At 70.1% G+C, this 16,665-nt stretch carries 13 protein-coding genes; 11 read left to right on the forward strand and 2 right to left on the reverse strand.

The features are described from left to right. Positions 1–114: 114 nt before the first annotated feature. Together ybaK and glgX are read right to left on the reverse strand one after the other, a co-directional pair. On the reverse strand, positions 115–606 hold the full coding sequence (gene ybaK / locus ACFVV5_RS18460; RefSeq protein ID WP_387247044.1) for a Cys-tRNA(Pro) deacylase: 492 nt from the start codon (positions 604–606) through the stop codon (positions 115–117). Beyond that, entirely contained in the window at positions 606–2,888 is a 2,283-nt protein-coding gene (glgX, locus tag ACFVV5_RS18465; protein WP_387247045.1) for a glycogen debranching protein GlgX, read from the reverse strand. The genes ybaK and glgX overlap by 1 nt, the downstream gene beginning before the upstream one ends. Before the next feature lie 50 nt (positions 2,889–2,938). Here glgX and ACFVV5_RS18470 point away from each other — a divergent pair, with 50 nt between their 5' ends. From ACFVV5_RS18470 to ACFVV5_RS18520, 11 genes are all read left to right on the forward strand, one after another. Next, positions 2,939–4,153 (forward strand): cysteine desulfurase family protein, encoded by a 1,215-nt coding sequence (locus tag ACFVV5_RS18470; protein WP_387247046.1) that lies wholly within the window; start codon positions 2,939–2,941, stop codon positions 4,151–4,153. A gap of 86 nt (positions 4,154–4,239) precedes the next feature. Then, complete coding sequence (gene mnmA, locus ACFVV5_RS18475; RefSeq protein ID WP_387247047.1) at positions 4,240–5,358, forward strand: tRNA 2-thiouridine(34) synthase MnmA; 1,119 nt, start codon at positions 4,240–4,242, stop codon at positions 5,356–5,358. 57 nt (positions 5,359–5,415) lie between these two features. Beyond that, a complete protein-coding gene (gene ligA, locus ACFVV5_RS18480) occupies positions 5,416–7,662 on the forward strand; it encodes an NAD-dependent DNA ligase LigA (RefSeq protein ID WP_387247048.1) in 2,247 nt (748 codons plus the stop codon). A gap of 271 nt (positions 7,663–7,933) precedes the next feature. Beyond that, positions 7,934–9,223 (forward strand): alpha/beta hydrolase, encoded by a 1,290-nt coding sequence (locus ACFVV5_RS18485; RefSeq protein WP_387247050.1) that lies wholly within the window; start codon positions 7,934–7,936, stop codon positions 9,221–9,223. Positions 9,224–9,331: 108 nt separating this feature from the next. Then, on the forward strand, positions 9,332–9,628 hold the full coding sequence (gene gatC, locus ACFVV5_RS18490) for an Asp-tRNA(Asn)/Glu-tRNA(Gln) amidotransferase subunit GatC (protein WP_387247052.1): 297 nt from the start codon (positions 9,332–9,334) through the stop codon (positions 9,626–9,628). 11 nt (positions 9,629–9,639) lie between these two features. Beyond that, positions 9,640–11,187 (forward strand): Asp-tRNA(Asn)/Glu-tRNA(Gln) amidotransferase subunit GatA, encoded by a 1,548-nt coding sequence (gatA, locus tag ACFVV5_RS18495; RefSeq protein ID WP_387247053.1) that lies wholly within the window; start codon positions 9,640–9,642, stop codon positions 11,185–11,187. Beyond that, positions 11,187–12,692 carry an Asp-tRNA(Asn)/Glu-tRNA(Gln) amidotransferase subunit GatB gene (gene gatB, locus ACFVV5_RS18500; RefSeq protein WP_387247054.1) on the forward strand — a complete coding sequence of 502 codons (1,506 nt, stop codon included), beginning with the start codon at positions 11,187–11,189 and terminating at the stop codon, positions 12,690–12,692. Before gatA ends, gatB begins: the two co-directional genes overlap by 1 nt. Before the next feature lie 7 nt (positions 12,693–12,699). After that, positions 12,700–13,212, forward strand: a complete 513-nt coding sequence (locus ACFVV5_RS18505; protein WP_387247056.1) for a GNAT family N-acetyltransferase — start codon at positions 12,700–12,702, stop codon at positions 13,210–13,212. Between the two features lie 68 nt (positions 13,213–13,280). Beyond that, positions 13,281–13,838, forward strand: a complete 558-nt coding sequence (locus tag ACFVV5_RS18510; RefSeq protein ID WP_387247058.1) for a YbaK/EbsC family protein — start codon at positions 13,281–13,283, stop codon at positions 13,836–13,838. Then, positions 13,835–14,752 carry an oxygenase MpaB family protein gene (locus ACFVV5_RS18515; RefSeq protein WP_387247060.1) on the forward strand — a complete coding sequence of 306 codons (918 nt, stop codon included), beginning with the start codon at positions 13,835–13,837 and terminating at the stop codon, positions 14,750–14,752. The genes ACFVV5_RS18510 and ACFVV5_RS18515 overlap by 4 nt, the downstream gene beginning before the upstream one ends. 83 nt (positions 14,753–14,835) lie before the next feature. Further along, positions 14,836–16,632: an APC family permease gene (locus tag ACFVV5_RS18520; RefSeq protein WP_387247062.1), complete on the forward strand. Its 1,797-nt coding sequence runs from the start codon at positions 14,836–14,838 to the stop codon at positions 16,630–16,632. Positions 16,633–16,665 lie beyond the last annotated feature (33 nt).

Raw genomic sequence — 16,665 nt, forward strand, 5'->3', positions numbered from 1 at the left:
CCCGCGATCGAGCCCTCTGTTGCTGGGTCGAGCCGGCGCGTTTCGACCCAGCAACTCAGGACTCGAGCGCGGGGCGGGGCGTGCGAGTGGGCAGGGGCAGGAGGGCAGGGGCGGTCAGGGTTTGGCGAGGGGCGCGAAGCGGGCGCCGGTCGCGCGCTGGAGGTCGCCGGGCGTGAGCTCGATGTCCAGGCCGCGCTTGCCGCCCGACACGAAGACGGTGTCGAACAGCTGCGCGGTCTCGTCGACGACCGTCACATGCTCGGTCTTCTGCCCGACCGGGCTGATGCCGCCGACGACGTAACCGGTGCGGCGTTCGGCGACGACGGGGTCGGCCATCGTGGCCCGCTTGGCTCCGATCGCGGCCGCAAGGGCTTTCAGGTCGAGCATCCCGGTCACCGGGACGACCCCGACGACGAGCCCGAGGTCGGTTTCGGCCAGCAGGGTCTTGAAGACGCGCTCCGGCTCGACGCCCAGCGCCTCCGCCGCTTCGAGCCCGAACGACGGCGCCGCGGGGTCGTGGTGATACGGATGCACGGTGAACGGGATTCCCGCCGCGGTCAGCGCGACCGTCGCCGGCGTTCCGGCCGAGGCCTTCTGCTTCGCCACTAGCCCGCGTCCGTGTCGCCCGCCGGCGTGTAGTCGGTGTGATCCGTCACGGCGTGATCGGTGTCCGTGTGCGCGCCCGCCTGTTCGCCGGGCGGGAGCGCGGCGCGCTTCTCGCTCGCCTGCGCCTCGGCTGCGTGGCGCTCCGCGGCCTGCTGGTCGCCGGCGTGCACGTCGTCGCTCTCACGCTCGGTCGGATGCTGCGCCCGGGCCGGCTGGACGGGCTCGACGCGGGGACCGTTCGCCCGATACAGCTGCATCGACGTGCCGCCGACGAGCCTGCGCGTGCCGGGGGCGAACTCCGTCGCGTCCTCCTCGATCGGCACCTCGGTCGCGCTGTCCCAGAGCAGCTGGTACGTGGTCACGCCGGGGGCGACGGGCAGGGCCACCTCCACGTCGTCCTCCACGCCGTGCACGATCAGCAGGATCCGGTTGAACTCCTCCTGATCGGGCGTCGACGCCGCCAGGTACTGCAGGGTGCGGTTCTCGGGGGAGTTCCAGTCCTCGTCGTCCATCAGGGCGCCGGTCGCGTCGAACCAGTCCATGTGGCTCGCGTTCTTCGTCGTCTCGCCGAAGACCGCGTACTCGCTCGGCCGCAGTGCGGGGTTCGCGCGGCGGAGCTCGAGGAGGCGCTTGGTGGTGGCGTAGAGCTCGCGCTCGTCCCGGGTGCGCAACCAGCTCATCCAGGTCAGTTCGCTGTCCTGGCAGTAGGCGTTGTTGTTGCCGCGCTGGCTGCGGCCGTACTCGTCGCCCGCCGTGATCATCGGCACGCCCGCCGAGAGCAGCAGGGTGCCCATCAGGTTGCGGATGGCCTTGTGCCGCTGCAGGAGGATGGCCTCGTCGGTCGTCACGCCTTCCATGCCGTGGTTGAACGAGCGGTTGTTGTCGGTGCCGTCGCGGTTGTTCTCCCCGTTGCCGAGGTTGTGCTTCTCGTCGTAGGCGGTGAGGTCGGCCATGGTGAAGCCGTCGTGGGCGGTGGCGAAGTTCAGCGAGGCGAGCGGTCCGCGCTCCGGTGAGAAGGTGTTGGAGGAGCCGGCCAGCCGGGTGGCGAAGCCGCCGATGCCGACGGGAGCCTGACCGTTGCGCCGTGCCTCGGCGATATCGGCCAGCCAGAAGTTGCGCACCCGATCGCGGTAGCGGTCGTTCCACTCGGAGAATCCGTCGGGGAAGTTGCCGGTCTGCCAGCCGCCCATGCCGACGTCCCACGGCTCGGCGATCATCTTGACGCCGGCGAGCTGCGGGTCGTGCAGGATGCCCTGGAGGAGTGGATGCTCGGGCGTGTACACGACGTCGCCGTCGCGTCCGAGGGTGGCGGCGAGGTCGAAGCGGAATCCGTCGACCTGCATCTCGTTCGCCCAGTAGCGCAGCGAGTCGAGCACCAGCCGCACCGGGACGTCGTGCCCGAAGTTCAGCGTGTTGCCGCATCCGGTGACGTCGATGTACGCGCCGTGCTCGTCCTGCCGGTAGTAGGTGGCGTTGTCGATGCCGCGGAAGCTGGTGCGCGGCCCGCCGATGCCCTCTTCGGCGGTGTGGTTGTAGACCACGTCGAGGATGACTTCGAGCCCGGCCTGGTGGAGGAGCTTCACCATGCCCTTGAACTCGGCGAGCACCGCCTCCGGGCCGGCGGCCTGAGCCGAGCGCGACGCATACGGCGCATGCGGGGCGAAGAAGTTGAGAGTGTTGTAGCCCCAGTAGTTGGTGAGGCCCTGCTGCAGCAGCCGCTGCTCCGAGATGAAGGCCTGGACGGGCAGCAGCTGGACGGAGGTGACGCCCAGGTCCTTCAGATAGCCGATCGTCGACTCGTGGGCGAGACCGGCGTAGGTTCCGCGCAGCTCCTCCGGGACATCCGGGTTCAGTCGGCTGATGCCTTTGACGTGTGCCTCGTACACGACAGTGTGATCGAGCGGGATGCCCGGCTTGCGCACTTCTCCCCAGTCGAAGCCGTCCTCCACGACGCAGCCCCGCCACTCGTTCGGCCCTACACGCACCAGGCCGCGGGCGTACGGGTCGAGCAGGAGGGTCTCGGGGTTGAACATGTTGTTCGGGCTCGCCGGACCCGAGACGCGGATGGCGTAGCGGGTTCCGACGGTGAGGGTGCGCGAGCGTCCGACCCAGACGTTGTTCGCGTCCTTCGACATCGGGACGGTCTTGACCAGCCAGTCGGGGTCTTTGTCGTCGAAGAGGCACAGCTCCATGCCGTCCGCATGCTCCGACCACACGCGCAGCTCGCCCCCGTGCTGGCTCAGGCGGATGCCCAGATTGCGCAGAGGATCGGCAGAGGTCATGCGATCTAGAGTAGTGAATACGCAAGCGCTCTCAGTTTCGAGGAGAAGAAGTGCCGGTCTACCTGGATCATGCGGCCACGACGCCGATGCGCCCGGAGGCCATCGCGGCATACGCCGAGGCCATGGGCGTCGTCGGCAACCCCTCGTCGATCCACAGCCAGGGGCAGCAGGCGAAGCGGATGCTCGAGGAGGCGCGCGAGACGGTGGCGGCCACGCTCGGCTGCGACCCGATCGAAGTGGTCTTCACCTCCGGCGGGACCGAGGCCATCAACCTGGCGCTCAAGGGTCTGTACTGGGCACGGAACGGTGCGGGCGACTCCCGGCCCCGTCGCCGCATCCTGGCTCCCGGGGGCGAGCACCACGCCACGATGGACTCGCTCGAATGGCTGGAGCGGTACGAGGGGGCCGAGATCGAGTGGCTTCCGCTGGACGCCGAGGGGCGCATCCGGATCGACGCGGCACGCGAGGCGCTGGCCCGCGACCCCCAGTCGATCGCCCTGCTGACGTACCTCTGGGTCAACAACGAGGTGGGCACCGTCGAGCCGGTCGCCCGGCTGGCGGCGCTCGCCGCGGAGCACGGCGTTCCGGTGCATGTCGACGCGGTGGCGGCCTACGGACACGTGCCGATCGACTTCACATCCCTCGAGCGCGCCGGGGTGAGCGCGCTGAGCGTCTCGGCCCACAAGATCGGCGGACCCGTCGGCATCGGCGCCCTGGTGCTCGGTCGCTCGGCGAGCGTCGTGCCGCTGGTGCACGGCGGCGGACAGCAGCGGCAGGTGCGCAGCGGCACCCAGGACGTCGCGGCCGCCGTCTCGTTCGCGGTGGCGGCGCGGGCGGCGGCGGGGGAGCTCGCCGCCGAGCGGGCGCGTCTCTCCGCCCTGCGCGACCGGCTCATCGCCGGGGTGCTGTCGGCGGTTCCGGATGCCCGGCTCAGCGGTCTCCCGGCGGGAGACGCCGACCGGGTCGCGTCGAACGCCCACTTCACGTTCCCGGGCGCCCAGGGCGACTCCCTACTCTTCCTGCTCGACCTCGCCGGGATCTCCGTCTCCACCGGCTCGGCGTGCCAGGCGGGCATCCCGGAGCCGTCGCACGTGCTGCTGGCGATGGGGCGAGACGACCGCGACGCCCGCAGCGCCCTGCGCATGACTCTCGGGCGCACGACGACCGAGGCGGATGTGGACGCGCTGATCGCCGCGCTGCCGGCGGCGTACGAGCAGGCCTCGCGGGCCGGTCTCGCCGAGCGCACGACGCGCCTCGGCCACTAGCGTCGCCCGCGTGGCGCCAGCGTGCGCGCGGCTGTCGTGACGCGTGGTCCAGCCCGCACTCGGCATGGGGGTCGTAGAATTCTCCGGTGAGAGTTTTAGCAGCGATGAGCGGTGGCGTGGATTCCGCGGTGGCGGCGGCCCGTGCCGTCGACGCCGGACACGACGTGGTCGGCGTGCACCTGGCGCTCAGCCGGATGCCGGGGACGCTCCGCACCGGGAGCCGCGGCTGCTGCACGATCGAGGACTCGATGGATGCGCAGCGGGCCGCCAACATCATCGGCATCCCGTACTACGTGTGGGACTTCTCCGAACGGTTCAAACTGGACGTCGTCGACGACTTCATCGCCGAGTACAGCGCCGGCCGCACCCCCAACCCGTGCATGCGCTGCAACGAGAAGATCAAGTTCGCCGCGCTGCTCGAGAAGGCGCTCGACCTCGGTTTCGACGCCGTGGTCACCGGCCACTACGCCACGATCCTCACCGACGCCGACGGCTACCGCGAACTGCACCGGGCGAGCGCCTGGGCAAAAGACCAGTCGTACGTGCTGGGGGTGCTCACGTCGGAGCAGCTCGCGCACGCGATGTTCCCGCTCGGCGCGACGCCCTCGAAGGCCGAGGTGCGCGCGGAGGCCGCCGAGCGCGGCTTCAGTGTGGCGAACAAGCCGGACTCGCACGACATCTGCTTCATCCCCGACGGGGACACCCGCGGCTGGCTCGCCGAGCGCGTCGGCGCCGAGACGGGCGACATCCTCGATCGCGAGGGCACCCGGCTGGGCAGCCACGAGGGAGCGCACGCGTTCACGGTCGGGCAGCGCAAGGGACTCAACATCGGTTTCCCGTCCGACGACGGCAAGCCGCGGTTCGTGCTCGAGGTGCGGCCGAAGGACAACACCGTCGTCGTCGGGCCCAAGGAGGCCCTCGACATCGCGGAGATCGCCGGCTCCCGCTTCACCTGGGCCGGCCGCGCGCCGGAGCACGCGGACGAAGCGTTCGCCTGCGAGGTGCAGATCCGCGCCCATGCCGACCCGGTTCCGGCTGTCGCAGTGGTCCGCCCGAGCGAGGACGGCGCCGCCGAACTGGTGATCACCCCCGGCATGCCGCTCAACGGCGTCGCCCCCGGCCAGACGGCCGTCGTCTACGTCGGCACGCGCGTGCTCGGCCAGACCACGATCGACCGCACGGTCTCCGCCGTCCCCGTCGGCTGACGCCGGCTCTGCGCACGGCGACTCGGCGGTGTCGGCGGCATTCCCTAAGCTGGGCGCGTGGCGAATGACAGTAACGACGACCTCGGCGCGGCCCAGGCCGAAGCGCAGGCGCTGACCACCCGCATCCTCGAACTCCGGGACGCCTACTACGAGCGCGACACCGTGCTCGTGAGCGACCAGGAGTACGACCGGATGCTCCAGCGGCTCGAGGAGCTGGAGCGGCTCTTCCCCGAGCTGCAGAGCCAGGACAGCCCGACGCAGACGGTCGGCGGTCGCGCCCAGACCACGCTGTTCGCGCCGGTCGAGCACGCCGAGCGCATGCTCAGCCTCGACAACGTCTTCTCGATCGCGGAGTTCGAGGCCTGGGCCGCCAAAGTCGAACGCGACTCCGACCGCGCGGTCGACTACCTCTGCGAGCTCAAGATCGACGGGCTCGCCATCAATCTGCGCTACGAGAACGGCATGCTCGTCTCGGCCGCCACCCGCGGCGACGGCGTGGTCGGCGAAGACGTCACCGAGAACATCCGGTACATCCCGGCGATCCCGGCGCGACTGAGCGGCTCCGGGCATCCGCCGCTCGTCGAGGTCCGCGGAGAGGTGTTCTTCCCGGTAGCCGAGTTCGAGGCGCTCAACGCCGCCCAGCTCGACCTGGGCGAGAAAGTGTTCGCCAACGCGCGCAACGCCGCCAGCGGCTCGCTGCGGCAGAAGGCCGAAGGCAAGAACCCGGCACAGCTCGCGCTCATGCGCGCCCGGCTGAACCGCCTGCACATGCTCGTGCACGGCATCGGCGCGTGGGCGAACCCCCCGGTCGACAGCCAGTCGAAGACCTACGAGCTGCTGAAGGAGTGGGGTCTGCCGACGTCCACGCACTACCGCGTGGTCGACAGCGCGAAGAAGGCCGCCGAGTTCATCGAGTACTACGGGCAGCACCGCGACAGCGTCGAGCACGAGATCGACGGCATCGTCATCAAGGTCGACGAGCTCGCCCTGCACGATGAACTGGGTGCGACGAGCCGCGCGCCGCGCTGGGCGATCGCCTACAAGTACCCGCCGGAGCAGGTGAACACCAAGCTGCTCGACATCGTCGTGAGCATCGGGCGCACCGGGCGTGCGACGCCGTTCGCCGTGATGGAGAAGGTGCGGGTCGCCGGTTCCGAAGTGCGGCAGGCGACCCTGCACAACCAAGACGTGGTGAAGGCCAAGGGCGTGCTCATCGGCGACACCGTGGTGCTGCGCAAGGCGGGTGACGTCATCCCCGAGGTCCTCGGGCCGGTGGTCGAACTGCGCGACGGCACCGAGCGCGAGTTCGTGATGCCGGAGAACTGCCCGATCTGCGGCACGAAGCTCGCTCCGGCCAAAGAGGGCGACATCGATCTGCGCTGTCCCAACGCGGAGTTCTGTCCCGCCCAGGTCTGGGGGCGCGTCGAGCACATCGGCTCGCGCGGAGCCCTCGACATCGAGGCCCTCGGCGAGGTCGCCGCCGCGGCGCTCACCCAGCCCGTGCATCCGTCGACCCCGCCGCTGCCGACCGAGGCGGGACTGTTCGGGCTGACCATGGCCGACATCTTCCCGGTCCAGGTGGTCGTCAGAGACCCCGAGACCGGGCTCGCCAAGCTGACGGATGCGGGCCAGGAGAAGACCGACACCCCGTTCCGCCGACGACGCCAGAAGAAAGACGGCCCGTACGATCCCGACGCCTCCGAGTTCTCGGGCGACGCCGACTACGTGCCGTCGAAGAACGCGACCGAGCTGCTCGCCAACCTGGCGGCCGCGCGCGTCAAGCCCCTGTGGCGCATCCTGGTGGCCCTGAACATCCGGCACGTCGGCCCGGTCGCCGCACGCGCCCTCGCCAACCACTTCGGTTCGCTCGACGCGATCCGCTCCGCCACCCGGGACGAGCTGGCGGCGGTCGACGGCGTCGGCGGGATCATCGCCGACGCGGTGCTCGCCTGGTTCGACGCCGACTGGCACCGCGAGATCGTCGAGCGCTGGGAACGCGACGGCGTGCAGTTCGTCACGCCCGGGCATCCGGGGCCGGGCGCAGCCGCCGAAGCCGGGGGAGTGCTCGCCGGGCTCACGGTGGTCGCGACGGGCTCGCTCGTCGGGTTCACCCGCGAAGGCGCGCAGGAGGCCATCATCGCCGCCGGTGGCAAATCGGCGTCGAGCGTCTCCAAGAACACCGACTTCGTCGCGGCCGGACCAGGGGCGGGGTCCAAATTGGCGAGGGCCGAACAGCTGGGACTCCGGATCATCGACGCCGACGGCTTCCGCCGACTGCTCGAAGGCGGGCCCGACGCCGTGTGACCCGACGCGGTTCGACCCGACGGGCGCATGGGGTGGACATCCGGTGCCGAAACAGCGGGATGCGCAACATTTTTTACGGCGGGACCGGCTGGTCTACTCCACAACAGGGGGTAGAACGAGCAGCCTTGGGGGAGAGAGCTACCGATAGGCTCAGGGCGTGCGCTCGCCCGGGGCGCACTGCAAGGGCTTAGCTCGTCGCTCTCGGAGGGACCCGGACGGAGTGCTGGTCGGCTTTGCAGCTATCGTCACGTTAACCTCGGTCATCGCAGGGATGACCGGGGTCACAGCTGTGCCCGCGGACGCCGCTCCGGCCACAGCGTACTCGGTGGTGGGAGACGCTCCGGCCGGCAGCAGCAACGGCTCCGCGGCCCTGGCGGGCGGAACGGTCCTCGAGTCGCTGACCCGGCTGAGCGCCTCGGAGCTCCCGGCCTTCGTCGACTCCCACCGGCCCGACCTCGACCGGCTCCTCTCCAATCCACCCCAGGCCGGAGATGTCAGCGGTGTGTGGCGGCTGCTCGACCCGGTGAAGCAGTCGGCACTGGTGAAGACGGCGCCGCATGTGATCGGCAATCTGGAGGGCATCCCGTACTCGGTGCGCGGCAAGGCCAACGCTCTCGACCTCAGGCTCACGATCGCGGACACGACGAAGCGCCTCACGACCGAGCACGGCAAAGCGGTGCGCATCGAGCTGCAGCGTCAGCTCAGCACCCTCGCGAATGTGAAGAAGGCGCTGGCCTCGAAGGACGGCGTGAAGCGCACCCTCGTCGCGCTCGACACGTCGGCCGACGCCCGCGCGTCGATCGTGATCGGCGACCTGGCGACGGCGCACTACGTGAGTGTGCTCGTGCCCGGGATGTACATGTCCGTCGGCGAGCAGGTGGTCGACTGGGCGAAGACCGCACAGAACCTCTACGACCAGCAGACCGACTGGCTGCGCCGCGTGCTCGGACCGCGGGGCGGCCACAGCATTCCGGGCGTCGCGACGGTCGCCTGGATCGGCTACCAGACACCGGTGCTCATGAACATCGGCGGCCTGGCGCTCGCCACGCAGGGAGCGAACAGCCTGGAGCGGACGCTCGAGGGGCTGCAGGCGATGCGCCAAGGCGACCCGCCCTACCTGAGCGTGTTCGCGCACTCCTACGGCTCGACCGCAGCGCTGCTCGCGCTGCAGCGGCATACGGTCACCGTCGACGCCCTGGCGCTGATGGGCTCGCCGGGCAGTGACGCGCAGTCCGTCCGAGCGCTGAGCGTGCGCGGCGGCAACGTCTTCGTCGGCCAGGCGAGCCTCGACCCGATCGTGCACAGCGCCTTCTTCGGCAGCGACCCCGGGTCGCCGTCGTACGGAGCGCAGCGGATGGGCGTCGACGGCGGGGTCGACCCCCTCACCGCCGCGAAGCTCTCCGGCTCTTCGGGGCACAACGAGTACTTCACGGCCGGCACGGAGTGCATGCGCAACCTGGCCCTGATCGGAATCGACCTCGGCCGACTGGTGATGAGCGACACGACGCCGACCGCACCGCCGACGGTGCAGAACGCCGCACGCTGGGTCGACCGATCGTGAGCGTCGGATCGAACGCGTTCGGCCGGGTCGAAAGCCGGGGAGTCGGTCTCCCCGGAACGACTGAATAGAATTGACGTATCCACCCACCGACGCACAGCACGGAGACGCATGTCCGAAATTAGTGCAGAGCAGGTCGCGCACCTGGCGAGTCTCGCCCGGATCGACCTCAGCACCGAAGAGATCGAGAGCCTGACGAGCGACCTCGGCCAGATCGTGGAAGCGGTCGCCAAGGTGACCGAGGTCGCCGGACCGAACGTTCCCGCCACCAGCCACCCGATGCCGCTCACCAACGTGTTCCGCCCGGATGTCGTGGTCCCGTCGCTCACGGTCGAGCAGGCGCTCTCCGGCGCACCCGACCGCCTCGGCGACAAGTTCAAGGTCGCGCCCATCCTGGACGAAGAGTAGGAGCCCCGCAGATGACAGACCTGACCAGGCTCTCCGCCTCGGCCCTCTCCGGCCTCCTCGCCTCGGGCGACGTGTCGTCGGTCGACGCCACACGCGCCCACCTCGACCGCATCGAGTCCGTCGACGCCGACGTGCACGCCTTCCTGCATGTGGCCGGCGAGAAGGCACTCGCCACCGCCGCCGCCGTCGACGAGCGCCGTGCATCCGGTGAGCGGCTCGGCCCTCTCGCGGGCGTCCCCGTCGCCGTCAAAGACGTGCTCGTCACGAACGACATGCCCACCACCGCGGGGTCGAAGATCCTCGAGGGCTACCTGCCGCCGTACGACGCCACCGTGGTCCGCAAGCTCCGCGAGGCCGACCTCGTGCTCCTCGGCAAGACCAACATGGACGAGTTCGCCATGGGCTCCTCGACCGAGCACTCGGCGTACGGCCCCACCCGCAACCCGTGGGACCTGGAGCGCATCCCCGGCGGTTCCGGCGGCGGTTCGGCCGCTGCCGTCGCCGCGTTCGAGGCGCCTCTGGCCCTCGGCTCCGACACCGGCGGCTCGATCCGTCAGCCTGCCGCGGTGACCGGCTCGGTCGGCGTCAAGCCCACCTACGGCGGCGTCAGCCGTTACGGCGCGATCGCACTTGCGAGCTCGCTCGACCAGGTCGGCCCCGTCTCGCGCACCGTTCTCGACGCCGCGCTGCTGCACGACGTGATCGGTGGCCACGACCCGCTCGACTCCACCTCGCTCAGCGACAGCTGGCCCTCGATGGCGGATGCCGCGCGCGCGGGGGTCGTCGACGGCGCCCTCCGCGGCGTGCGGGTCGGCGTGATCAAGGAGCTCTCCGGCACGGGCTTCCAGGCGGGCGTCACGCAGCGCTTCGACGAGGCGCTCGCCCTGCTCCAGAGCGCCGGCGCCGAGGTCGTCGAGGTGAGCGCCCCGAGCTTCGAGTACGCAGTCGCCGCGTACTACCTGATCCTGCCGGCAGAGGCCTCCAGCAACCTGGCGCGCTTCGACTCGGTGCGCTTCGGGCTGCGGGTCGACCCGAAGGACCCGCCGGTGACCGTCGAGCGCGTCATGGCCTCCACCCGCGACGCCGGGTTCGGCCCCGAGGTCAAGCGCCGCATCATCCTCGGGACCTACGCGCTGAGCGCCGGGTACTACGACGCCTACTACGGCAGTGCGCAGAAGGTGCGCACGCTCATCCAGCGCGACTTCGCCGCCGCCTTCGAGAAGGTGGATGTGCTGGTCAGCCCGAGCGCGCCGACCACTGCCTTCAAGTTCGGCGAGAAGCTGGCCGACCCGATGGCGATGTACCTCAACGACGTCACGACCATCCCGGCCAACCTCGCCGGCGTGCCCGGCATGGGCCTGCCGATCGGTCTGGCGCCGGAAGACGGACTGCCCGTCGGCCTGCAGCTGATGACACCGGCCCGCGCCGACGCGCGGCTGTACACGATCGGCGCCGCACTGGAACAGCTCCTGGAGCAGAAGTGGGGTCACACCCTGCTGAGCCAGGCGCCCGACCTGAGCGCCACTGAGATGTTCGCGAGCGAAGAGGGAGCCGTCTGATGGCCAAAGCGGAACTGATGGACTTCGACGAGGCCCTCGAGCTCTTCGAGCCGGTGCTCGGCTTCGAGGTGCACGTCGAGCTCAACACCAAGTCGAAGATGTTCTGCGGCTGCGCCAACGAGTTCGGCTCCGGTGCGAACACGAACACCTGCCCCACCTGTCTCGGGCTTCCGGGCGGGCTGCCGCAGGTCAACGCGAAGGCGATCGAGTCGAGCATCCGGCTGGGTCTGGCGCTCGATTGCCAGATCGCCGAGTACAGCCGCTTCGCGCGCAAGAACTACTTCTACCCCGACACGGCGAAGAACTTCCAGACGTCGCAGTACGACGAGCCGATCGCCTTCGACGGCCGGGTGACCATCGAGCTGGAGGACGGCCGCGAGGTCACGGTCGAGATCGAGCGTGCGCACATGGAGGAGGACGCCGGCAAGCTGACCCACGTGGGCGGTGCGACCGGCCGCATCCAGGGCGCCGACTACTCGCTGGTCGACTACAACCGCGGCGGCGTGCCGCTGGTGGAGATCGTCACCAAGATGATCGAGGGCGCCGAGTCGGACGCCCCGGAGCTCGGCCGCACCTACGTGCGGGCGATCCGGGACATCGTGAAAGGGCTCGGCATCTCGAACGCCCGCATGGAAGAGGGCAACGTGCGCTGCGACGCGAACGTGTCCCTCCGCCCGCGCGGCTCCGGCACGCTCGGAACGCGCACCGAGACGAAGAACGTCAACTCGCTGCGCTCGGTCGAGCGCGCCGTGCGTTACGAGATCCAGCGTCAGGCGGCCATCCTCGTCGCGGGCGGAGTGATCGTGCAGGAGACCCGGCACTGGCACGAAGACACCGGCACCACGAGCGCCGGGCGCCCGAAGAGCGACGCCGACGACTACCGGTACTTCCCGGAGCCCGACCTGGTCCCCGTCGCGCCGGCGCGCGAATGGGTCGAGGAGCTGCGTGCCACGCTGCCCGAGCAGCCGACGGTCCGCCGCAAGCGCCTGACGGCCGAGTGGGGCTTCACCGCGCTCGAGTTCCAGGACGTCGCCAACGCCGACCTGCTCGACGAGGTCGAGGCGACCATCGCCTCCGGAGCGAGCCCGGCGGCCGCGCGCAAGTGGTGGACAGGTGAGATCGCCCGCCTCGCCAACGCGCAGGGGGTCTCCGCCGGCTCGCTGGTCTCGGCCGAGCACGTGGCCGAGGTCGCGAAGCTCGTCGACGCCGGAACGCTCACGGACCGGCTGGCGCGCCAGGTGCTCGAAGGCGTGATCGCCGGCGAAGGATCGCCGCAGGAGGTCGTCGACGCCCGCGGGCTCGCGGTGGTGTCGGACGACGGCGCCCTGATCGCGGCCATCGACGAGGCGCTGCAGGCGCAGCCCGACGTGCTCGCGAAGATCCGCGACGGCAAGGTGCAGGCGGCCGGCGCGGTGATCGGTGCCGTCATGAAGGCGATGAAGGGGCAGGCCGACGCCGCCCGGGTGCGCGAGCTGGTGCTCGAGCGCGCCGGAAGCGCGGAGTAGTCCCCGGGTGCCCTCGATCGCGATCGAGCAGGCCGGCGGTCACGAGGTGGAGGCGATCGCCTCCGCACTCGCGCCGGTGCTGATCGACACGATCGAGGGCGGAGCGAGCGTGGGCTGGATCGAGCCGCCCACGCTTGCCGAGGCGGAGCTCTGGTGGTCGGGGGTACTCGCCGATCCCGGGTCCGTGACCTGGCTCGCCCGAGACGGGGAGCGCATCCTGGGCACCATCACGCTGGTGCGCGCGTCGAAGCTCAACGGGCCGCACCGCGCCGAGGTCATCAAGCTGATGGTGCACCGCGACGGGCGCGGGCGCGGCATCGCGCCGGCGCTGCTGGCCGCACTGGAGGAGTACGCCGCGGCAGAGGGCCTCACGCTGCTCGTGCTCGACACGCACACCGGCAGCCTGGCCGAGAGCCTGTACCGCCGCTGGGGCTGGCAGGCCGTCGGGGTCATCCCCGATTTCGCAGTGAGTCCGGACGGCACCCTCGGCGGCACGACGGTGATGTTCAAGCGGCTGTGACCGACGAGCGGCTGTGAAGGTGTCGGATCCGGTTGGCGTTCCCGACGTGGGTGCTGCACATTAGGAACATGGGCGTCTTCACACTCGGTGGTCTGACCACGGTTCCCGCATCCTCGGACACCGCGCTGCTGGCGCTGACCACCGCCGGAGCGCTCACCGTCGCCGGGCTGCTGGACGACGTCGGTGTGGTCGAGATCGACCCGTCGGTGTCCGACACGGCCGCCACCCGGGAGCAGTTCGGACTCGACGCCGCCACCCTCGCCAACTGCGTCGTCGTGGCGGGCAAGCGCGAAGGCGTCGAGAAGATCGCGGCGTGCGTCGTGCTGTCGACGACGCGTGCCGACGTGAACAACGCCGTCAAGCGGCTGCTCGACGTGCGCAAGGCCTCGTTCCTCTCGATGGACCGCGCGGTCGAGCTCACCGGAATGGAGTACGGCGGCATCACCCCGATCGGTCTGCCCGCCGAGTGGCCGGTCTACGTCGACCGCCGCGTGGCCGACACCGACGTGGTGATCATCGGCTCCGGTGTTCGCCGATCCAAGATCCTCCTTCCCGGCCGGATGCTCGGCGAACTGCCCGGCGCGCAGGTGGTCGACGGGCTCGGCCTCGACGTGGCGACCGGATGACCGGTGTTCTCGGCCCCGTCCGTTCGAGGCTGATCGAGACGCTCGCCGGTCAGTCCGACGAGGTGCCGGCGTGGGTGCTCGCCCTCGGCGATGGCCTCGACGCGGGCTGCTTCGGACCGCAGAGCGCATGCTGGGTCGTGCACGGCGGCATGCCGACGCTGGTCGCCGGTGTGCGTGCGCTGCTGCTGCAGGCGCTGCATCCGGGGGCCCTCGCCGGAGTGCGCGAGTTCTCCCGCTACAAGGAGGATCCGCTCGGCCGGCTCGCCGGGACCATCCGGTGGATCCACACCGTGACCTACGGCGGAACAGAGCAGGCCATCGCGGGCTCGACGATGGTCAGGGCGATGCACGAGCGGGTGACGGGCACGTACCGCGACGGGCACGGGATGCTCCGCCCGTACGCGGCGAACGATCCCGACCTCGCGTCGTGGGTGCACCTCGCCTTCACCGACTCGTTCCTCGCGGCGCATGAGCGCTGGGGCGGCCCCATCCCGGGCGGCGGCGACGCCTACGTGGCCGAGTGGGCGACGGCGGGCGAGCTGATGGGCGTCGCGAACCCGCCGCGGAGCGTGGCCGGGCTGCGCGACCAGCTCGCCGCGTTCACGCGAGCCGGCGAGCTCCGGGGCGGCGCCGAAGTCGACGAGATCGTCCGGTTCGTGCGCAGGCCTCCACTGCGCCGGATGCTCCGGCCGACGTACCGCGTGCTGTTCCGGGCCGCTGTCTCGACGCTGGAACCGGAGCATCGTGCCCTCCTCGGCTATCCGATCACCCCGTGGGAGCGCGCGCTTCCGCTGCACCGGGCGACCGCGCTCGTGCTCGACGGCGCCGGGACTCTCCTCGGGCCCGCCACCCAGGCCGAGCTGGCCGCTCGTCGGCGGCTGAGCCGTCTCGCAGACGAAGCTGCCGCCGGCTGATCCCATTTCGGGCGTTTCGGAGTTAGCCTGAGTCCAGCCGGCCCGCTCATCGGTGAGTGGACCCGTGTCGGTGGGAGAGCATGATGAGTGCGACCGGAACCTCCAGACCCGAACAAGTGGAGTCCAAAGGGCTGAAAGACGGTGCCCTGGGCCTCACCTCCGCCGTCGTCGTCGGCGTGGCCTCGACCGCTCCCGCGTACAGCCTCGCCGCGAGCCTCGGCTTCATCGTGGTCGGCGGCACGTTGGCAGCGGGGGTGAAGGCGCCCGGCATCGTCCTGCTGGCGTTCATCCCGATGTACCTCATCGCGGTGGCGTACCAGGAGCTGAACAAGGCGGAGCCCGACTGCGGCACCACGTTCACGTGGGCGACCAGGGCTTTCGGGCCGATCACCGGCTGGATGGGCGGCTGGGGCATCATCGTCGCCGACGTGATCGTGATGGCGAACCTCGCGGCGATCGCCGGAGCGTATTCGTTCACGTTCGTCGGGAGCTTCGGCCTCCCGCAGGTGGCGGAGCTCGCGAACAACACCGTCGCGACCACGATCGCCGGTCTGCTCTGGATCGCCGTCATGACCTGGATCTGTTACCGCGGCATCGAGATCTCAGCGCGCCTGCAGTACGTGCTGCTCTCGTTCGAGGTGCTCATCCTGATCTTCTTCGCGGTGTTCGCGCTGGTGAAGGTCTACACCGGCAACGCGGAGCCGTACTCGCTGATCCCGCAGTGGAACTGGTTCAATCCGTTCACGCTCGACTTCAGCCAGACGATCGCTCCCGCCATGCTCACTGCGATCTTCATCTACTGGGGCTGGGACACCGCGGTCTCGATCAACGAGGAGACGAAGGACCCCGGGAAGACGCCCGGCCGCGCGGCGATCATCAGCACGCTGCTCCTCCTCGCGACCTACGCCGTCGTCACGGTCGCAGCCATCGCGTTCGCCGGGGTGGGCGACAAGGGCATCGGGCTCGCCAACCCGGACAACTCGAACGACGTCTTCGCGGCGATCGGCCCGACCCTGTTCGGCGGCGGTGTCGTCGGATCGATCCTGATGGCGCTGCTCGGCTTCTCGATCCTCACCTCGGCGTCCGCCTCCACACAGACCACCATCCTGCCGACCGCGCGCACGGCGCTCTCGATGGCCGCGTACAAGGCGATCCCGGAGCGGTTCGCCCGGATCCACCCGAAGTTCCTCACCCCGACCTGGTCGACGATCGGCATGGGCATCGTCTCGGCCGTCTTCTACCTGATCTTCACGTTCATCAGCCCGGTGCTGCTCAACGCGCTGATCGGCTCGATCGGCCTGATGATCGCCTTCTACTACGGTCTCACCGGCTTCGCCTGCGTCTGGTACTACCGCAAGACCCTCTTCACCTCGTTCCGTCACGCCATCATGCGCGGCCTGTTCCCGCTGGTCGGCGGGATCATGCTCCTCTGGGTGTTCGTCTACGGGCTGATCAACTTCGCGGCGCCGGACTGGCTGGTCGACGACAACGGCAAGAACGTGACGATCTTCGGGATCGGCGCTGAGGCGGTCGTCGGTATCGGCGGCCTGCTCATCGGCGTGGTGCTCATGGGGATCTGGTGGTGGCGCAAGCCCGACTACTTCCGCGGCCGGACGCTTCCACGCCGCTCGGACGACCTCGTGCTCGCACCGGCCGGCGGGCCCAGCTTCGGGCTTCCCGACTCCGGCAGAGAGGCGACCCTGATCGCCCCCGACCTCTCCAACCTCCCTCCCGGACGGATCGCGGTCAACGCGGAGACACTCGAGCCGGTCGAGGAGCCGTCGGAGCTGCCGCCCGCCGACCCGAGCCTGCCGCGCGACCCCGAGCACAATCCCGACCTCAGGCGCTCCGCCGACCACGACAGAAAGGATGACGCGTGACCGAACGCACACGGCTCGTCGAATGGGAGGACC

The organism is Leifsonia sp. NPDC058248 (assembly GCF_042881905.1).
Lineage (GTDB): Bacteria > Actinomycetota > Actinomycetes > Actinomycetales > Microbacteriaceae > Leifsonia.